General features: G+C 41.7%; 16 protein-coding genes. 4 read left to right on the top strand and 12 right to left on the bottom strand.

The features are described 5' to 3' along the window. Positions 1-27 precede the first annotated feature (27 nt). From pcaF to FTU39_RS02980, 11 genes are all read right to left on the bottom strand, one after another. The gene (gene pcaF, locus FTU39_RS03030; RefSeq protein ID WP_070155120.1) at positions 28-1233 is read right to left on the bottom strand and encodes a 3-oxoadipyl-CoA thiolase; all 1206 of its coding nucleotides are present in this window, start codon (positions 1231-1233) and stop codon (positions 28-30) included. 138 nt (positions 1234-1371) lie between these two features. Beyond that, on the bottom strand, positions 1372-2025 hold the full coding sequence (locus FTU39_RS03025) for a 3-oxoacid CoA-transferase subunit B (RefSeq protein WP_180051712.1): 654 nt from the start codon (positions 2023-2025) through the stop codon (positions 1372-1374). 22 nt (positions 2026-2047) lie between these two features. Then, positions 2048-2734, bottom strand: a complete 687-nt coding sequence (locus FTU39_RS03020) for a 3-oxoacid CoA-transferase subunit A (protein ID WP_104851986.1) — start codon at positions 2732-2734, stop codon at positions 2048-2050. Between the two features lie 27 nt (positions 2735-2761). Then, positions 2762-3982 (bottom strand): benzoate/H(+) symporter BenE, encoded by a 1221-nt coding sequence (benE, locus tag FTU39_RS03015; RefSeq protein WP_180051711.1) that lies wholly within the window; start codon positions 3980-3982, stop codon positions 2762-2764. Between the two features lie 59 nt (positions 3983-4041). Next, positions 4042-4827, bottom strand: coding sequence for a benzoate diol dehydrogenase BenD (gene benD, locus FTU39_RS03010; RefSeq protein ID WP_004973522.1), 786 nt, complete (start codon positions 4825-4827; stop codon positions 4042-4044). A gap of 38 nt (positions 4828-4865) precedes the next feature. Further along, on the bottom strand, positions 4866-5882 hold the full coding sequence (gene benC, locus FTU39_RS03005; protein WP_154320735.1) for a benzoate 1,2-dioxygenase electron transfer component BenC: 1017 nt from the start codon (positions 5880-5882) through the stop codon (positions 4866-4868). Between the two features lie 95 nt (positions 5883-5977). Next, positions 5978-6469, bottom strand: coding sequence for a benzoate 1,2-dioxygenase small subunit (benB, locus tag FTU39_RS03000; protein WP_096901612.1), 492 nt, complete (start codon positions 6467-6469; stop codon positions 5978-5980). Next, entirely contained in the window at positions 6466-7854 is a 1389-nt protein-coding gene (gene benA / locus FTU39_RS02995) for a benzoate 1,2-dioxygenase large subunit (protein WP_096901613.1), read from the bottom strand. The genes benB and benA overlap by 4 nt, the downstream gene beginning before the upstream one ends. 73 nt (positions 7855-7927) lie before the next feature. Further along, a complete protein-coding gene (gene catA, locus FTU39_RS02990) occupies positions 7928-8848 on the bottom strand; it encodes a catechol 1,2-dioxygenase (RefSeq protein ID WP_004973528.1) in 921 nt (306 codons plus the stop codon). A 147-nt stretch (positions 8849-8995) separates the two neighbouring features. Then, a complete protein-coding gene (catC, locus tag FTU39_RS02985) occupies positions 8996-9286 on the bottom strand; it encodes a muconolactone Delta-isomerase (RefSeq protein WP_096901615.1) in 291 nt (96 codons plus the stop codon). 13 nt (positions 9287-9299) lie between these two features. Further along, the gene (locus FTU39_RS02980) at positions 9300-10409 is read right to left on the bottom strand and encodes a muconate/chloromuconate family cycloisomerase (RefSeq protein ID WP_180051710.1); all 1110 of its coding nucleotides are present in this window, start codon (positions 10407-10409) and stop codon (positions 9300-9302) included. Between the two features lie 116 nt (positions 10410-10525). Here FTU39_RS02980 and FTU39_RS02975 point away from each other — a divergent pair, with 116 nt between their 5' ends. The 3 genes from FTU39_RS02975 to FTU39_RS02965 all read left to right on the top strand — a co-directional run bounded on the left by FTU39_RS02975 (position 10526) and on the right by FTU39_RS02965 (position 14561). Then, positions 10526-11440, top strand: coding sequence for a LysR family transcriptional regulator (locus FTU39_RS02975; RefSeq protein ID WP_180051709.1), 915 nt, complete (start codon positions 10526-10528; stop codon positions 11438-11440). A gap of 289 nt (positions 11441-11729) precedes the next feature. Beyond that, a complete protein-coding gene (locus FTU39_RS02970; protein ID WP_154320738.1) occupies positions 11730-13103 on the top strand; it encodes an MFS transporter in 1374 nt (457 codons plus the stop codon). A gap of 108 nt (positions 13104-13211) precedes the next feature. Continuing rightward, complete coding sequence (locus tag FTU39_RS02965; protein ID WP_257224387.1) at positions 13212-14561, top strand: DcaP family trimeric outer membrane transporter; 1350 nt, start codon at positions 13212-13214, stop codon at positions 14559-14561. A gap of 76 nt (positions 14562-14637) precedes the next feature. Here FTU39_RS02965 and FTU39_RS02960 read toward each other — a convergent pair whose 3' ends face one another. Next, positions 14638-16062: a PLP-dependent aminotransferase family protein gene (locus tag FTU39_RS02960; RefSeq protein ID WP_096901620.1), complete on the bottom strand. Its 1425-nt coding sequence runs from the start codon at positions 16060-16062 to the stop codon at positions 14638-14640. Between the two features lie 207 nt (positions 16063-16269). Between FTU39_RS02960 and FTU39_RS02955 the strand changes: the two genes are divergently transcribed. Then, positions 16270-16419, top strand: coding sequence for a hypothetical protein (locus FTU39_RS02955; RefSeq protein ID WP_004973540.1), 150 nt, complete (start codon positions 16270-16272; stop codon positions 16417-16419). Positions 16420-16667: the final 248 nt, after the last annotated feature.

Below are 16667 nucleotides of genomic sequence, written 5' to 3'. Positions count from 1 at the left end.
TTATGAAAGGGGAACTTTTAATGAGGATTAAACACGTTCAATAATCAAAGCAATACCTTGACCAACACCAATACACATTGAACATAAACCGTATTTACCGCCAGTTTGTTCAAGTTGGTTCAGTGCTGTAGTGACTAAACGCGCACCAGATGCACCAAGTGGGTGACCTAAAGCAATTGCACCACCGTTTGGATTGACTTTCTCTGAACCATCTTCAATGCCTAAGTCACGAGTACATGCTAATGCTTGTGCAGCAAAGGCTTCGTTCAGTTCAATCACGTCCATTTGTTCAATGGTCAAACCTGTTTGTGCCAACAATTTTTTGATTGCAGGCGCAGGACCAAAGCCCATAATACGTGGTTCAACACCAACAACAGTTGAAGCAATGATTTTGGCACGTGGTTTTAAGCCGTGTTGTGCAACCGCTTCTTCAGAAGCAATCAGTAGGGCAGCCGCACCATCGTTAATACCTGACGCGTTACCTGCAGTCACAGTACCGTCTGCTTTTACCACTGGCTTTAATTTTGCCAATGCTTCGGCTGTGGTTGATGCACGTGGATGTTCGTCTGCAGCAACAACGACAGGCTCGCCTTTACGTTGTGGAATTTCTACTGCAATAATTTCTTTGTCAAAGAAACCGCGTGCTTGTGCAGCAGCAGTACGTTGTTGGCTGGTTAGAGCAAACAAGTCTTGATCGGCACGGTTAATATTGAACTGTTCCGCTACATTTTCAGCAGTTTGCGGCATAGTTTCTACGCCGTACATTTCTTTGAGTTTCGGGTTAATGAAACGCCAGCCCATTGTGGTGTCTTCAATTTTTTGACTACGACCATAAGCAGATTCTGATTTACCCATCACAAATGGAGCGCGGCTCATTGATTCAACACCACCTGCAATAATCAGGTTTGCTTCACCTGCTTTAATTGCACGTGCGGCCATTGCAATTGCGTCTAGCGATGAACCACATAAACGGTTTACAGTGGTTGCTGGCACTTGGTACGGTAAACCTGCTAAAAGTGCAGACATACGACCCACGTTACGGTTGTCTTCACCTGCTTGGTTGGCACAGCCGTAAATCACGTCATCAACTTGTTCCCAGTTTACAGATGGATTGCGTTGCATAAGTGCTTTGATCGGTAATGCGCCTAAGTCATCAGCACGGACTGGAGCTAAACCACCTGCATAACGACCAAATGGGGTACGGATGGCATCGACGATATATGCGTTTTTCATATTTTATTTTCCAAATATCTTAATCTCTCCCAACCTCCCTTTAAAAAAGGGAGGAGATTCCCACCCAAAATTACTTGATGGAAGTCCCCCTTTGAAAAAGGGGGATTTAGGGGGATTAAAAATTATATTTAAAGACGATTAAGCCTGAGTCGCATCAATCAGCTTTGCACCAGTCAATGACTGTAATTCTTCAAAGCTCAAGCCTTCAACTTTTTCAAGAACTTTCATGTCTTCAGGAGTTACGTCAATCACACATAAGTCAGTGTAAATGCGGTCTACACATTTCAAGCCAGTTGCTGGGTAAGTCAATTCAGCCACGATTTTTGGTTCACCTTTTTTGGTGACGTGATCGGTTGTGATAAAGACTTTTTTCGCACCAACGGCTAAGTCCATTGCGCCACCAACAGCAGGAATCGCATCTGGCGCACCTGTGTGCCAGTTTGCCAAGTCGCCATTTTCAGCCACTTGGAATGCACCCAATACTGCGATGTCTAAGTGACCGCCACGCATCATGGCAAAAGAGTCACCATGATGGAAGAATGAGCCGCCTGTTAGCATGGTCACGAATTCTTTACCTGCGTTGATTAACTCAGGGTCTTCTTCACCTGCAGGAGGTGGTGGACCGAAAGCCAATAAACCGTTTTCAGAGTGTAAGAATACGTCTTTGTCTGAAGGCAGGTAGTTTGAAATTTTAGTTGGTAAGCCAATGCCGAGGTTGACATAAGCACCGTCTGGAATGTCTTGTGCCACACGTTCAGCGATTTGATCACGTGTTAATTTGGTATAGCTCATGATGTTCTCCTTCACGTGACAGTTATGCAGATTGTTCAGGTTGTTTTGCGCCAACGGCAACAACGTGCTGAACGAAAATACCCGGAGTGATGATGTGTTCAGGATCTAACGCGCCTAACTCAACCACTTCAGAAACCTGTGCAATTGTCACATCGGCAGCCATCGCCATGATTGGGCCAAAGTTACGTGCAGATTTACGGTACACCAAGTTACCCCAACGGTCGCCTTGCTGTGCTTTAATTAAAGCAAAGTCTGCGCGGATTGGGTTTTCTAGTACGTAGTCTTTACCTTCATAATTTAAGGTTGGTTTGCCTTCTGCAAGTAAAGTACCAAAACCTGTAGGGGTATAGATTGGACCTAGACCCATACCTGCAGCCTGAATACGGCATGCCAAGTTACCTTGCGGCACCAGTTCAAGCTCGATTTTGCCTGCGCGGTAAAGTTCATCAAATACCCAAGAGTCAGACTGACGTGGGAATGAACAGATAATTTTACGTACCGCGCCAGCTTTTAGCAGTTTCGCTAAACCGTAGTCACCATTACCTGCGTTGTTGTTTACAATAATTAAATCTTTGATGCCAAGTTCAATCAAACCATCAATGAGTTCCGCTGGCTGACCTGCGGTACCAAAACCACCAATCATGATGGTTGAACCATCTTTAATTTGCGAAAGGACTTCTGTTAAAGAAGTTTGACTTTTATCAATCATAATGTGTCCTAGACAATTGCCTGTCCATTAACTTTTGGAACTTTGAGTTGAAGGTAGGGGTGCTGCTGAGTTGTCGCGTTTGGTTAATACCCAATGTGCGATCAAACCAATACAGATGCCCCAAAATACAGAACTTAGCCCTAAAAACTGCATGCCAGAGGCAGTTGCTAAAAAGGTGATGAGGGCTGCATCACGCTGTGATTCTTTACTCATTGCAACTGAAATATTGGTGGCAATTGCACCCAAAAGTGCAAGTCCAGCCAAAGCTGCAATCAGTTCTTTGGGCAATAGGCTAAATAGCATGACGATGCTACCCGCAAATAACCCACCTAAAATATAGAAAATACCGTTTGCAACACCTGCAATATATCGCTTTTCTTTCAGTTCGTGCGCATCTTTACCTAAGCATAATGCTGCAGTAATAGAGGCAAGTACAATGGTAATTCCTCCCACACACGCAACGGCAAGAGAAGCGATACTGGTCGCACTAATAATAGGCTTAGCAGGCATGTCATAACCGCTAATTTTAATAATTGCCATACCCGGTAAAAACTGCCCAGACAAGCTGACTAAAATTAAAGGTAATGCCAAGTTTAAGGTTGAATTCCACGTCCATTCAGGTGCAATAAACTGTGGAATTGCCAAACTAAAATTGGTGGTGACAGGGTTAATTTTACCGAGCATTAAGCTGAGTATAATGCCTGCAGCAAGCACCCAAATCATGGCATAACGTGGACTAAAACGCTTTGCCAATAAAAATACCGCTAGCATCCCAAATACAATGTATGGCAGGGTATCGGTTGCAGTAAATAAGCCTAAGCCAAATTGAACCAAAATACCTGCCATCATGCCTGCTGCGACTTCTTGCGGAATCCAAGACAGGAGTTTGTCAAAATAACCTGTGATTCCAATCAAAAAAATCACCACAGCAGAGGTGATGTAGGCTGCAACTGCTTCATTCAGGGTAATATCGGGAAACAGTGTGACCAGCAATGCGGTACCGGGTGCAGACCAAGCGGTGACCACAGGCACTTTGTATTTAATGGACAAAAAGATACCTGCGACAGCAGCACCAATAGAAATTCCCCAAATCCATGAAATCATCATGTCTGGGGAAACTTGGGCTTGCTGTGCCGCTTGGAAATAGATGATCAATGGCCCTGAATAGGAGATCAGCACTGCTAAGAATCCTGCAACAGTGGCTGAAATTGACCAGTCATTTTTTAAAGTTTGGAACAGGTGACTCATTGACGATTTGCCTCCTTGCGTCAAGCAATGATCCTGTTGAAGTTGGTCATGATCTTGGCTTAGCCCTGATCACCACCACCTACAGGTACAACGGTACCTGTCATGTACGATGACTCATCAGAAGCAAGGAACAGAATCGCATTCACTTGTTCCTGAATGGTGCCATAGCGACCCAAGAAGGTACGATCAATGGTTTGATCGACCACTTGTTGCATCCACTCTTTTTCAGATTCTGAAAGTGGGTTGGCATTACGTGGCACTTTACGTGGTGGCGCTTCTGTACCGCCAGTTGCAATGGCATTGACACGAATACCATCTTTGGCATGTTCAAAGGCGAGGGAAGCAGTTAAACCGTTTACACCACCTTTAGACGCCGAATATGGCACGCGGTTAATACCACGTGTTGCAATTGAAGATACGTTTACAATGGTACCTTTCTGGTTTTTCACCATTTCAGGCAATACTGCGCGGCAGCACCACATAGTAGGGAACAATGAACGATTCACTTCTTTGATAATTTCTTCTTCAGAAAATTCTTCAAAAGGTTTCATCCAAATTGCACCGCCTACGTTGTTGATGAGCACATCAACACGACCATAGGTTTCAAGTGCTTTAGCAACCACAGATTCTGCACCTGCAAAAGTTTCAAGGTTGGCTTTTACGGTTACTGCATCGCCACCGTGTTCTTCAATTTCGGCCAACACTTCTTCTACATAGGGAGAAAGGTCTGCCATAACCACTTGGGCACCTTCACTCGCCACTTGTAAAGCCACACCGCGACCAATGCCTTGAGCGGCACCAGTCACGATTACAACTTTGTTTTCAAATCTTTTTGTGCGATTCATTGTATTCTCCGACTGCGTTTATTGAATGTCTAACAAACTTAGTTGGCAGAGAATTTTTCAAATAAGAAGCTAGCAGGTTTAACGCCTTCAGCATCTAACCAACCGCGTACCGCTTCTACCATTGGTACTGGACCACATAAGTAGATGTCTACATCACCACCGTTAAGCCATTCGTTTTCGATATGACCTGTAACATAACCCTTACGCTCATGTGCAGATTCTGGGTTAGCGACTACAGTGCGATATTCGAACCAAGAGAATTTGTCTTGAAGTTCGTTTAATTTTTCAATTGCAACCAAGTCAAAATCATTGGTTACACCAAATACTAAACGTATTGGATGTTCTGAACCTTTTTCTTCAAGCACTTGCAGCATAGACATGAATGGTGCAATACCTGTACCGCCTGCTAACATCACTACTGGACGAGCAACGTTACGTAAGTAGAAGCTACCAAATGGACCCGTAAAGGTCATTTTGTCGCCAGCTTTGGCATTTTGGCTTAAGAATTCGCTCATTTTGCCGTTTGGTACGTTACGTACTACAAAACCAGTTAAGCGGTTACCAGGCTTAGAGCTGAAAGAATATGAACGGGTTTCTGTTGTACCAGGAATACCCACATTCACGTATTGACCTGCAAGGAAGTGAATGTCTGGTTGACCTTCATCTAACTGAATATCAAAGGTAATCGTCGAGTCAGATAAGTTTTCGACACGAGCCAAAGTACCTTCAAATGCATGAATTTCAGTTTTACATACATCAGAAGTTGCTTGAATTTGGAATACTGCGTCAGAAGTTGGTTTACATTGGCATGCAAGAATGTAGCCTTGTTCAGCTTCTTCTGGTGTCAATGCATCTTCAATATAAGTTTCTTCAGGCATGTCATACGAACCTGATTCACAAAACGCACGGCACGTTCCACATGCACCGTCACGGCAGTCCAAAGGAATATTGATCTTTTGACGGTAAGCTGCGTCTGACAGTGTTTCACCATCTGTAACAGAAATAAAACGTGTAACGCCATCTTCAAATTGAAGTGCAACATTGTGGTTTGACATGGCTGAATATCCTATATAAATCTTTGAAACTAGACCTTTCAGCCAAGATTCCATCTGGCTGAAAGGTTTTTACCTTGCTGTAAATGAATACAGTCTTAGAGGTGGTAGATATCGATTACTTGGTTGATGTAATCGTTTTTCAGCACCACGTACTTGCTTAAAATTTGCGGTTTGTCGCCAGAAAAATCGATTTCATAGCGTGACATACCAAAGTAGCTGTAGTTAGTTTTGTAACGGAAACTTAAAGTGTTCCAGTTAAAACGTACAGTGACTTTATCGCCATCACGTTCAACAATTTCAATGTTGCTGATGTTGTGGCTTGTGCGTGTATCTGGCATGGTTGCAGATGAACGCTCAGTTTTGATACGGAACACACGGTCTTCTAAACCTTGACGGTCTGGATAGTAAATCAAAGAGATTTCAGACTGTGGATCTTGAGTTAAACGGTCATCGTCATCCCAAGCTGGCATCCAGAAAGAAGCAGTAGGAGCGTAGCACTGTAACCACTCATCCCATTGCTCATCATCTAAGAAGCGAGCTTCTTGATAAAGGAATTGAGCAATATTTTCTAAAGTAATCGCGCTCATGCGTTTTCTCCTTCAGTAGATGCAGCAATTTCTTTTTCAGTCGCAATACCTTTTTTGATTAGATCTAACCAATGTTGGTGCTGTGAAAGATATAAACCTTCGTCTTCAGTTTTAATACCTGAAAGTTTTGGTTTTAAACCGATTTCGTTTGCAGCATCGTCTGGACCTTGGATCCAATGCTTAGAACCACGGCACATATCGTTCCACTCAAGTGCGATACCTGCGTAGCCAACTTGACATGCACGGAATTCTTCAAGATCGTCTGGTGTAGCCATACCTGATGCGTTAAAGAAGTCTTCGTACTGACGAATACGGCGTGCGCGTGCTTCTGGCTCTTCACCTACAGGTGCGATACAGTAAATCGTCACTTCAGTCTTATCGACAGAAAGAGGACGTAACACACGAATTTGTGAACCGAACTGATCCATGAAGTACACGTTTGGATAGATACACAAGTTACGTGAACGCTCGATCATCCATTTCGCCATTGCTTCACCGAATTGCTCGGTGTATTCATCTTTCTTGGCAAAGTTAGGACGGTCTTCTGGGTTAGCCCATTGAGTCCAAAGGAGCATGTGACCATTTTCAAAGCCGTAAGAACCACCGCCTTGTTTGCCCCATGAACCTGCGCTCATTGCACGGATGTTATCGCCAGCTTCTTTTTCTTTACGTTGCTGAGTTGTTGCAGCGTAGTTCCAGTGTACTGCAGACACGTGGTAACCATCGGCACCGTTTTCAGCAGTTAACTTCCAGTTACCTTCATAGGTGTAAGTCGAAGAACCACGTAAAACTTCAAGACCTTGTTGAGATTGACCCACAATCATGTCAATGATTTTAGTCGCTTCGCCTAGGTATTCTTCTAAAGAAGGAACATCTGGGTTTAAGCTACCAAACAAGAAACCTTTATAGCTTTCAAAGCGGGCAACTTTTTTCAAGTCGTGTGAACCGTCTTTGTTAAAGCAATCTGAATAACCTGCATCTGCTGGGTCTTTAACTTTTAACAACTTACCAGAGTTGTTGAAAGTCCAACCGTGGAATGGGCAAGTATAAGTTGCTTTGTTACCACGCTTGTAACGACATAATTGTGCACCACGGTGTGAACACGAGTTGATCATGGCATTCAATTCGCCATTGCGGTTACGCGCAATGATGATTGGCTGACGACCAATGTAAGTGGTGTAGTAGTCATTGTTGTTTGGAATTTGGCTTTCATGTGCCAAATAAACCCAGTTGCCTTCAAAAATGTATTTCATTTCTAGGTCAAACAGGGCTTGGTCTGTGAATACTGAACGGTGTAATTTAAATTCACCAGATTCAAAATCATCAACCAATAATTCGTCAATACGGTCTAAGTGGCTAGTATTGATAACAGGAATACGAGGCATGTCCTTTCTCCGACTTTCCAAGGAGGGCAGTCATCGGGATGGGGCAACGACCACATCCCGATTCCATTTCAAATTATGCGCTTGCGCGGCGACGTTCAACTTCAGTAGAAGGAACGCCAGCTTGATCTTTCTGAAGAACAATGTTGAACTGGATGTGTTTGAAAGGACCTTTCAGACCACGTTTTGCAATTTCAGCTTCATCAGTCACGTCAACCGCAGTTGCCACCAGACCTTCACGAGTCGCGAATGCAAAGTCATCCCACAGGTATTGGTCGCCTTCAATATTGAATTGAGTAGTCAGCTTGCGGTAACCCGGTGCAGATACGAAGTAATGTACGTGCGATGGACGGTTACCGTGACGGCCTAGCTTGTCCAGTACAAACTGAGTTGTACCTTCTGGAGGGCAGCCATAACCCACTGGCATTGTCGTCAATGCAGTATATTGACCATCGGCAGCGGTAATGATGCTGCGACGCAGGTTAAAGTCAGACTGTGACTTGTCAAAGAATGAGTAGTTGCCCAGGCTGTTGGCATGCCAGATTTCAACTTTAGCACCTTCAACACGGTTGCCGTCAGTATCAGTCACTGTACCTTCAATGATCAGCGTCGGGATTTTGCCTTCTTCAGAACCATCGTCCATACGCGCAAAGCTTACTGTTTCAGGTGCGCCAGAGACATAAAGTGGACCTTCAATCGTACGTGGCGTACCGCCAGTAATGCCTGCTTTAGCATCCGCTTCATCAGCACGTAAGTCTAGGTAGTGTTCCAGACCCAAACCTGCAGCCAATAAACCTAATTCGTTCGCTTGACCGGCATCAGTAAAGTATTCCAGACCTTTCCACAGTTCTGACTGAGAAATATCAAGATCTTCGATCGCTTGGAAAAGGTCACCCAATAAACGCACAACAACTTGTTGTACACGTTCATCTACAGGGCCTGTCGCTGTATCAACGTTCATTTGCTTAACTAATGCATCAATTTCTTGGCGATTCATTTTCATTCTCCTTGGAGGTGTGCTTTGGTGGCGAATATCTCTGGACTAAAAACGAGATAATTGGCTGCCACTTTCCTTGTTTACTTGGTTTGCTAAATGTTTACTTTGGTGCTGGAGTAAGGTGCTTACTCCAGTTTCCGAATTAAATCAGGTGTCATCTTCACGAATTGATGAAGGGTGGCGGTTCAATGCCATCACTTCAATATTCATGTAAGGGTAGAGCGGAAGACCTTGCAGAATGTTGTGCAGTTCTTCATTGCTCTCAACATCAAAAATACTGATGTTTGAATACTGGCCAGTAATACGCCAAATATGACGCCATTTACCTTGACGCTGTAATTCCTGCGAATATGCTTTTTCAACGGCTTTAATTTCGTTAGCAGTTTCTGCTGGCATATCCAATGGAATGTTTACATCCATACGTACGTGGAAAAGCATGGGTTTCTCCTAATTACTGACGACGCAAGTTGTCAATTTTGTCTTCATCCAACTCAATACCTAAACCTGCACCTGTTGGAAGGTGTAATTCAAAGTCTTGGTACTGAAGTGGAGTTTTTAAAATTTCTTCGGTCAGCAATAACGGACCAAATAATTCTGTGCCATAAGCTAAATTCTGGAAGGTCGAGAACACATGCGCAGATGCAATCGTGCCGACAGGGCCTTCAAGCATTGTGCCGCCATATAGGTCGATGCCTGCCAACTGTGCAATTGTTGCAACTTCACAACCTTCGATTAGACCCGCAGATTGGGCAACTTTAACTGCAAATACAGATGCAGCATTACGTTTTGCCAATTGATAAGCGCTTTGTGGGCCCATCAATGATTCATCTGCCATGATGGCAATATCAAATTTACGTGTTAAACGCTCCATGGCATCAATGTTGTCAATTGCACATGGTTGTTCAATTAAATCGACACCACCATCTTGTAAAAGCTGGATGCCTTTAATTGCTTCAAGTTCTGACCAAGCACGGTTTACGTCTACACGAATAGAAACGTCTTTACCCAATGCTTGTTTGATTGCCAATACGTGTTCTACATCTTGCTCTACTGGGCGTGAACCGATTTTGAGCTTGAATGTGTTGTGGCGTTTAGCCGCAATCATTTTTTGTGCTTCAGCGATGTCTTTTTCTGTATCGCCAGATGCAAGTACCCATAACACAGGAACCGAGTTGCGTAGGCGACCATCTAAAATTTCACTTAAAGGTTGGTTTAAGCGCTGCGCTTGAATATCTAATAAAGCAGTTTGAATGGCACATTTCGCGAAACGGTTGCCATTGATATTCTTTTTAATGACCTGTAAAGTTTGCGCAACATTCAAGCCAGCTAAAGTTTTTAGCAATGATGCGAAATATGTTTCGATATTGGTTTTTACGCTTTCTGGGCTTTCTTCACCATAGCCCAAGCCGCCAATCGTGGTTGCTTCGCCCCAGCCAACAAAACCATCTTCAGTGGTGATTTTGACTAATACAAGGGTTTGGGTTTGCATGGTTGCAACCGCCATCTTGTGTGGACGGATGGTTGGTATTTCCACCAGCAAAGTTTCTACTGACTTATACATGGTTTGCCCTTCATATCATTGCTTTATTACAGTTATGTGATATACCTTAAAAGAATAAATTGCATTGGTCGAAGATCAAATATGCATTTTTTTATACTTAAAAGGTATTTTGAGCTATGGAACTCAGACATTTACGTTATTTTGTTGCTGTTGTAGAAGAGCAAAGTTTCACCAAGGCAGCAGAAAAACTCTTTATTGCTCAACCACCTTTGAGCAGACAGATCCAAAATTTAGAACAAGAGCTTGGAATTCAACTATTTGAGCGTGGAAGTAGACCGCTTAAGACCACCGAAGCAGGCCAATTCTTTTACCAACATGCCGTTAAACTTTTGTCTAATGCGGAAGAAATCAAGTCGATGACAAAACGTGTCGGTATTGCTGGTCGTACTGTGACTATTGGCTTCGTTGGTTCTTTATTGTTCGGATTATTGTCAAGAATTGTGTATTTGTTTAAGCAGCAGCATCCGCATTTAAAAATAGAAATGGTGGAAATGACCACCAATGACCAAATTCAGGCACTTAAAGAAGGGCGCATAGATGTTGGATTTGGACGCTTAAGAATTTCTGATCCTGCAGTTAAACGTATCTTATTACGTGAAGAACGCTTGATGGTTGCAGTACATTCGAGCCACCCATTTGCGGCACAAAAAGAAGGTGTATATTTGGCGGATGTTGTTGATCAACAACTATTTTTATATCCAAATCACAACAAGCCAAACTTCTCTACCCAAATTCGTGGCGTGTTTTCTGAGTATGGTTTAGAACCTCGCAAAATTCGTGAAGTGCGTGAATTACAATTGGCGTTGGGTTTTGTTGCTGCAGGTGAGGGCTTGTGTATCGTGCCAGAAAGCGCACAAAATATTCATTTGGCACATTTGCACTTTATACCTTTATTAGATGACTCGGCTGTAAGTCCTGTGTTTATGGCAATTCGTAATATGGATGAAAGTGAAGACATTCGATCTTTGTTTGACTGCATTTATCAAGTTTATGATTTGGAAGCATTTGCTTATGATCGCAATGTATTCTAGTAAAGCCATATAAAACAAATATTTATAACTATATTTTTTATATAAAAGCACAGATATTTTTAACAAAATACTGTTATGTGAATTGCCTGAAAAAACTTTTTTAAGCATCACATTACAGTATTTTTTTCGCCTTGTTATTTTTATCTATTTTAAAATCAATATCTTACAAAACTATAGACTTTTTAGGTATGTATCTATGCCTATTCAGTTTTGGACAAATTTTAACTTATTATTCATTGTGTGCATCTGAGTTGGAGTAACGGACTTCACAATTAGGAGGTGAAGCAAGATGCAAAGCAATAAAATTAATATTAATACCTTGATTGACGAGGCCAAGTTCACGCCATTCCATTGGGGCGTATTGTTTTGGTGTTTGATGATCATTATTTTTGACGGTTACGACTTGGTCATTTATGGGGTTGCATTACCACTACTGATGCAAGAGTGGGCGCTCAGTGCAGTACAAGCAGGTTTACTGGCCAGTACGGCATTGTTTGGCATGATGTTTGGTGCCATGACCTTCGGTACCTTATCGGACAAGTTAGGTCGTAAAAAGACCATCATGATCTGTGTGGCTATTTTCAGTGGCTTTACATTCTTAGGTGCGTTTGCAAGTAATCCAGTTGAATTTGGTATTTTACGTTTCCTTGCTGGGCTTGGTATTGGCGGTGTAATGCCAAACGTTGTGGCCCTTATGACAGAATATGCGCCAAAGCGTATTCGTAGTACTTTGGTTGCGCTGATGTTTAGTGGTTATGCCATTGGCGGTATGACTTCAGCATTGTTGGGTGCATGGTTAGTGCCAGAGTTTGGTTGGAAAATCATGTTTTACATCGCAATTATTCCATTGGTGGCTTTACCATTAATTTGGAAATTCTTGCCTGAGTCACTCATGTATTTGACCAACAAGAAAGAAATTGAGCAAACCCGTAGTATTGTGCAAAAAATTTCACCAAGCCAACAATTAAATGGTGACACTGAGTTTGTACTGAATGAAGTGACTAAAGGCGATGAAGCACCTGTAAAAGCATTGTTCCAGCAAGGCCGTATGTTCAGTACGTTCATGTTCTGGATCGCATTCTTCATGTGCTTGTTAATGGTTTATGCTTTGGGCAGCTGGTTACCAAAATTAATGATCCAAGCGGGTTATTCATTGGGTGCAAGTATGATCTTCTTATTCGCACTGAATATTGGTGGCATGATTGGCGCAATTGGTGGTGGTGCATTGGCTGACCGCTTCCATATCAAAAAAGTACTCACCATTATGTTTATCTGTGGTGCAGCAGCATTAATTCTGCTTGGCTTTAACAGTCCACAAATTGTGTTGTACACCTTAATTGCAGTTGCTGGGGCAGCAACCATTGGTTCACAAATCTTACTTTATACTTTCGTCGCACAATATTACCCATCTACTGTACGTTCTACAGGTATGGGCTGGGCGTCAGGTATTGGTCGCATCGGTGCAATCGTTGGGCCAGTACTCACAGGTGCACTATTAACCATGAATTTACCGCACCAAATGAACTTCTTTGCTATTGCGATTCCAGGTGTAATTGCTGCCTTAGCAATCTTCATGGTGAATTTAAAAACGTCTGTAGAAGCTAAAGCCGCTGCGGAGCCTGCTGTAGAAAGCAATCCAGTCGCACAAAAAGCAACCCAATAATTTCTTTACCTTTCCATTAATCTACAGTCATCAATGATATAGATCGCCATCGTAAGCGATGGTGATCTGTTGCTAGAATTTGATGGCACAATAACAAGCGAGTTTAGGATGAACGCGAAAACATTAACCCAATCTTTTAATTTTCAATCTACAACGGTTCGACCAACAATGCAGCGCACGCTCATGATGAGCATGATTGCATTGAGTATGGGTGGTATGAGTGTTGCAGCTCAGGCGCAGACCCAACAGCAAACGGAAATTGAGCAACTAAGACAGGAAGTTCAAGCTTTACGTGGTCTGATAGAACAGCAAAAAGTACAAAATGCGCAAACAGCAAGTGCAATTGCCAATGTACAACGCAGTTCAGCAAGCCCGAGTCCAATTCTGAAAACAGCCAAAGGTGCTGAGTTCAACTTATATGGTAATGTGCGTTTAGATGCGTCTTATCAGGTTGAGGGCAGTAGCCGAGATTTGCCATATAACCACATTAATGCAGTGGCGTTAGAAGGCAATAATGAAAGTAGTGATCGTTTAAGATCAACGCTTTCTGCTACACGTTTAGGTTTGGATTTTAAAAGCCCAGTGGGCGATCAAGATCTAAAAGGTAAAATTGAAGTCGATTTCTTGGGCGGTTCAAATTTTGATAATTTACGTATTCGTCATGCTTACTTAAATTATGGCAACTGGTTAATTGGTCAAACTTGGTCAAACTTTGCCATTCCAGACTATATGCCAGAAACCATTGATGCTTTGGCATTTGTAGGTGGTGCAGTAAAACGTACACCTCAGGTACGTCATACTACAAAATTTAGTCCACAAACTAATTTGGTGGTGGCTGCTGAAGACCCTAAAGATGCCACAATTAGCCAGCGTTTACCTGCATTAACAGCACGTTTAAATCATCAATTTGCAGATAATTTAAATGTTAGTGTTCGTGCTATGGGCCATGAAAAACGTGTTAATTCTGAAGAAGAAATGGCATGGGGTGTGGGCGTAGGTGTAAAATATGAAGTTGTCCCTGGCACAACCCTTAAAGCAGATTATTACCATGTTAAAGGTGATAGCAGCTTTGTGTCATTTACAAACAGAGGCGTAGTTGCTCAAGCAAATGGTGATCTTATTCAAAGTGAATTTGATTCAATTATGGTGGGTATAACTCAAAAATTCAGCGATAAAATACACGGCACACTTGGCTATGGTTATATGAGTTTTGATGAAAATCAAAGTTATACTAATATTTTGAAAAACTCTTTTCCAAAAGATTCAACGCAATCTGATGCGACTCGTGCTAACAAAGAATTATGGCAAGGCTGGGCAAATATTTTCTATAGCCCGCGTAAACCATTAAGCTTTGGTCTAGAGTATGTCTATGGTGAACGTACTGCTTTAGAAGCTGTTAATGGTAGTAAAACAGGTGAAGATAACCGAATCAATGCAGTCGCAATTTATAACTTCTAAAATAGCCCTGTCAATCACAAAAGAGCTGAGCCAAAACTCAGCTCTTTTTTATTGTCGGGTGATCGGCTCTGTAATTTTAGGCATGAGTATATTGGGTGATGTGTTGCTGTATTACCGCAGACAAAACATCCAGTGCAGTCGCAATATCACTGTTCCAAGCAAAAGAACAGTTTAAACGAATAAAGTTCTGGCTGACCTGTTCAGAACGGAACAACTGACTTGGCGCAATGCCAATCTTATTTTGAATCAATTGCTGATAAATCGTATAGCCATCTATATATGCAGGCAGTTCAATCCATAAAAAGTAACCACTAGAATAGTAGTGAATTTTACAAGCTGGGTTTAAGCGCTGTTTCAATTGCTGATAAAACACTTTTTTATGTTTTTCCAATTGTTTGCGTAATTGACGCAAATGTTTTTCATAATGATGATGCGAAAGAAAATCCACCAAAGTATTTTGCAGTAAGGGACTTGCAGAAACCGTGCTCATGAGTTGCAAATGCTGAATAGCATTGGAAAATTGACCTGCATAAACCCAACCGACCCGCACAGCAGAACCCAAAGTTTTAGAAAAAGAAGCGCAATGCAGTACGCGTTGTTGTCGGTCAAAATACTTCATGGGCAGTGGTTTTTGCGTACCGTAATACAATTCTTGATAGACATCATCTTCAATTAAATACACTTGATATTCTTCAAGCAAACTCGCAATACGTTGCTTAATTTCATCTCTGACACTAAAGCCAATAGGGTTATGAATATTCAACATCAACCAGCAGACTTTAATTGGGTATTGTTTTAAGGCTTGTTCAAATGAGTCTAAATCGAAACCTGAAACAGGGTGTTCTGGAATGGTAATCACCTGTAAACCAAGACGTTCAGCCGCTTGCCATGCACCATAAAAAATAGTTTCTTGTAATAGAATAAAATCTCCAGGTTTGGTCAAAGCTTGTAATGACAAATTGAGCGCATCTAATGCGCCAGATGTAATGACAATGTCATTTGCATGGGTGGGTATGCCTTGTAAACAGTAGCGATTTGCAATTATGGTTCTTAATTCATAATTGCCCGGTGGCATGTGGTCGTGGCTAAAATAACTGCTTTTTCGCTTGGCGTGCTGCGCTAAAATTTGCATTAACTTTGGGTTAAACAGTAATTCTGCATTGGGAAAGGCAGAGCCTAAAGGACTGACATCTGCAGACTGAATTGATTTTAAATAGCCAAAGACCAAAGAGTTCATTTGAATATGTGCATTTAAACTCAAACTGCTTGGTACAGGTCGTTCAGTTTGATTGAGACGTTCTGCGACATAAAACCCCGACTTTTGTTTAGCGTAAACCAATCCCTGAGCTTCAAGTTCTTGATAAGCGTTTAGCACGGTCATTAAGCTATAACCACTGATTTGTGATTGTTCTCTTAACGAAGGTAACTTGCTATGTGCTTTCCATGCACCATTTTCAATGAGTTGCCGAATGTTCAACGCCAATTGTTCAGATTTATACATGGTATGACTCAAGCATTTTTTGCAGCTGTTACTTATTTTGATCTATTTTTAGGTTTAAAACATTAAATAATTTCTTTTTTTATAACAGATTGGCATGTATCTAAAATCAACTGTTATAGTTTTTAATAAATATTTTGTATCTACAGCAATGCTTTAGAATTTTACATAATCTGTATATCCCCATAATCTGGCTAGATTGGAGTCGATATGCAAGAAGATAACTCACGCAAACCACAGAAATATGCCGATAGCAGTATTTCAGACAAAGCATTTAAGCACATGATTATTTGGTTTACCGTGTATGTAGCTTTATTTTGTATCGGCGTGGCTGTTGTGGTGAATTTAGATAAGTTCTAAACAGTTTTTGAATAACAGCACACCTATAATCGCTTCAAGATATGAAAAACATTCATTTGAATTTTAATGAATGTTTTTTTTGTTTATAAAAGAGATCGTAAGCGCATAACTCAAAAGCAATGGTAATCCTCCCTAAAAATAATTGAGTTTAAAAGTAGAAAATCGAATAACCTTGATTTAAGGAGATTTTCTATGAAAACATCTAAGTATTCAGACAGCTTGATCATGAGTATCTTGAAGCAAGCTGA

The sequence above is a fragment of the Acinetobacter sp. YH12099 genome, assembly GCF_013419195.1.
Classification (GTDB): Bacteria; Pseudomonadota; Gammaproteobacteria; order Pseudomonadales; family Moraxellaceae; genus Acinetobacter; species Acinetobacter towneri.
The sequence above is the reverse complement of the archived record's forward strand: the minus strand, read 5'-3'. Positions and strand labels throughout refer to the sequence as shown.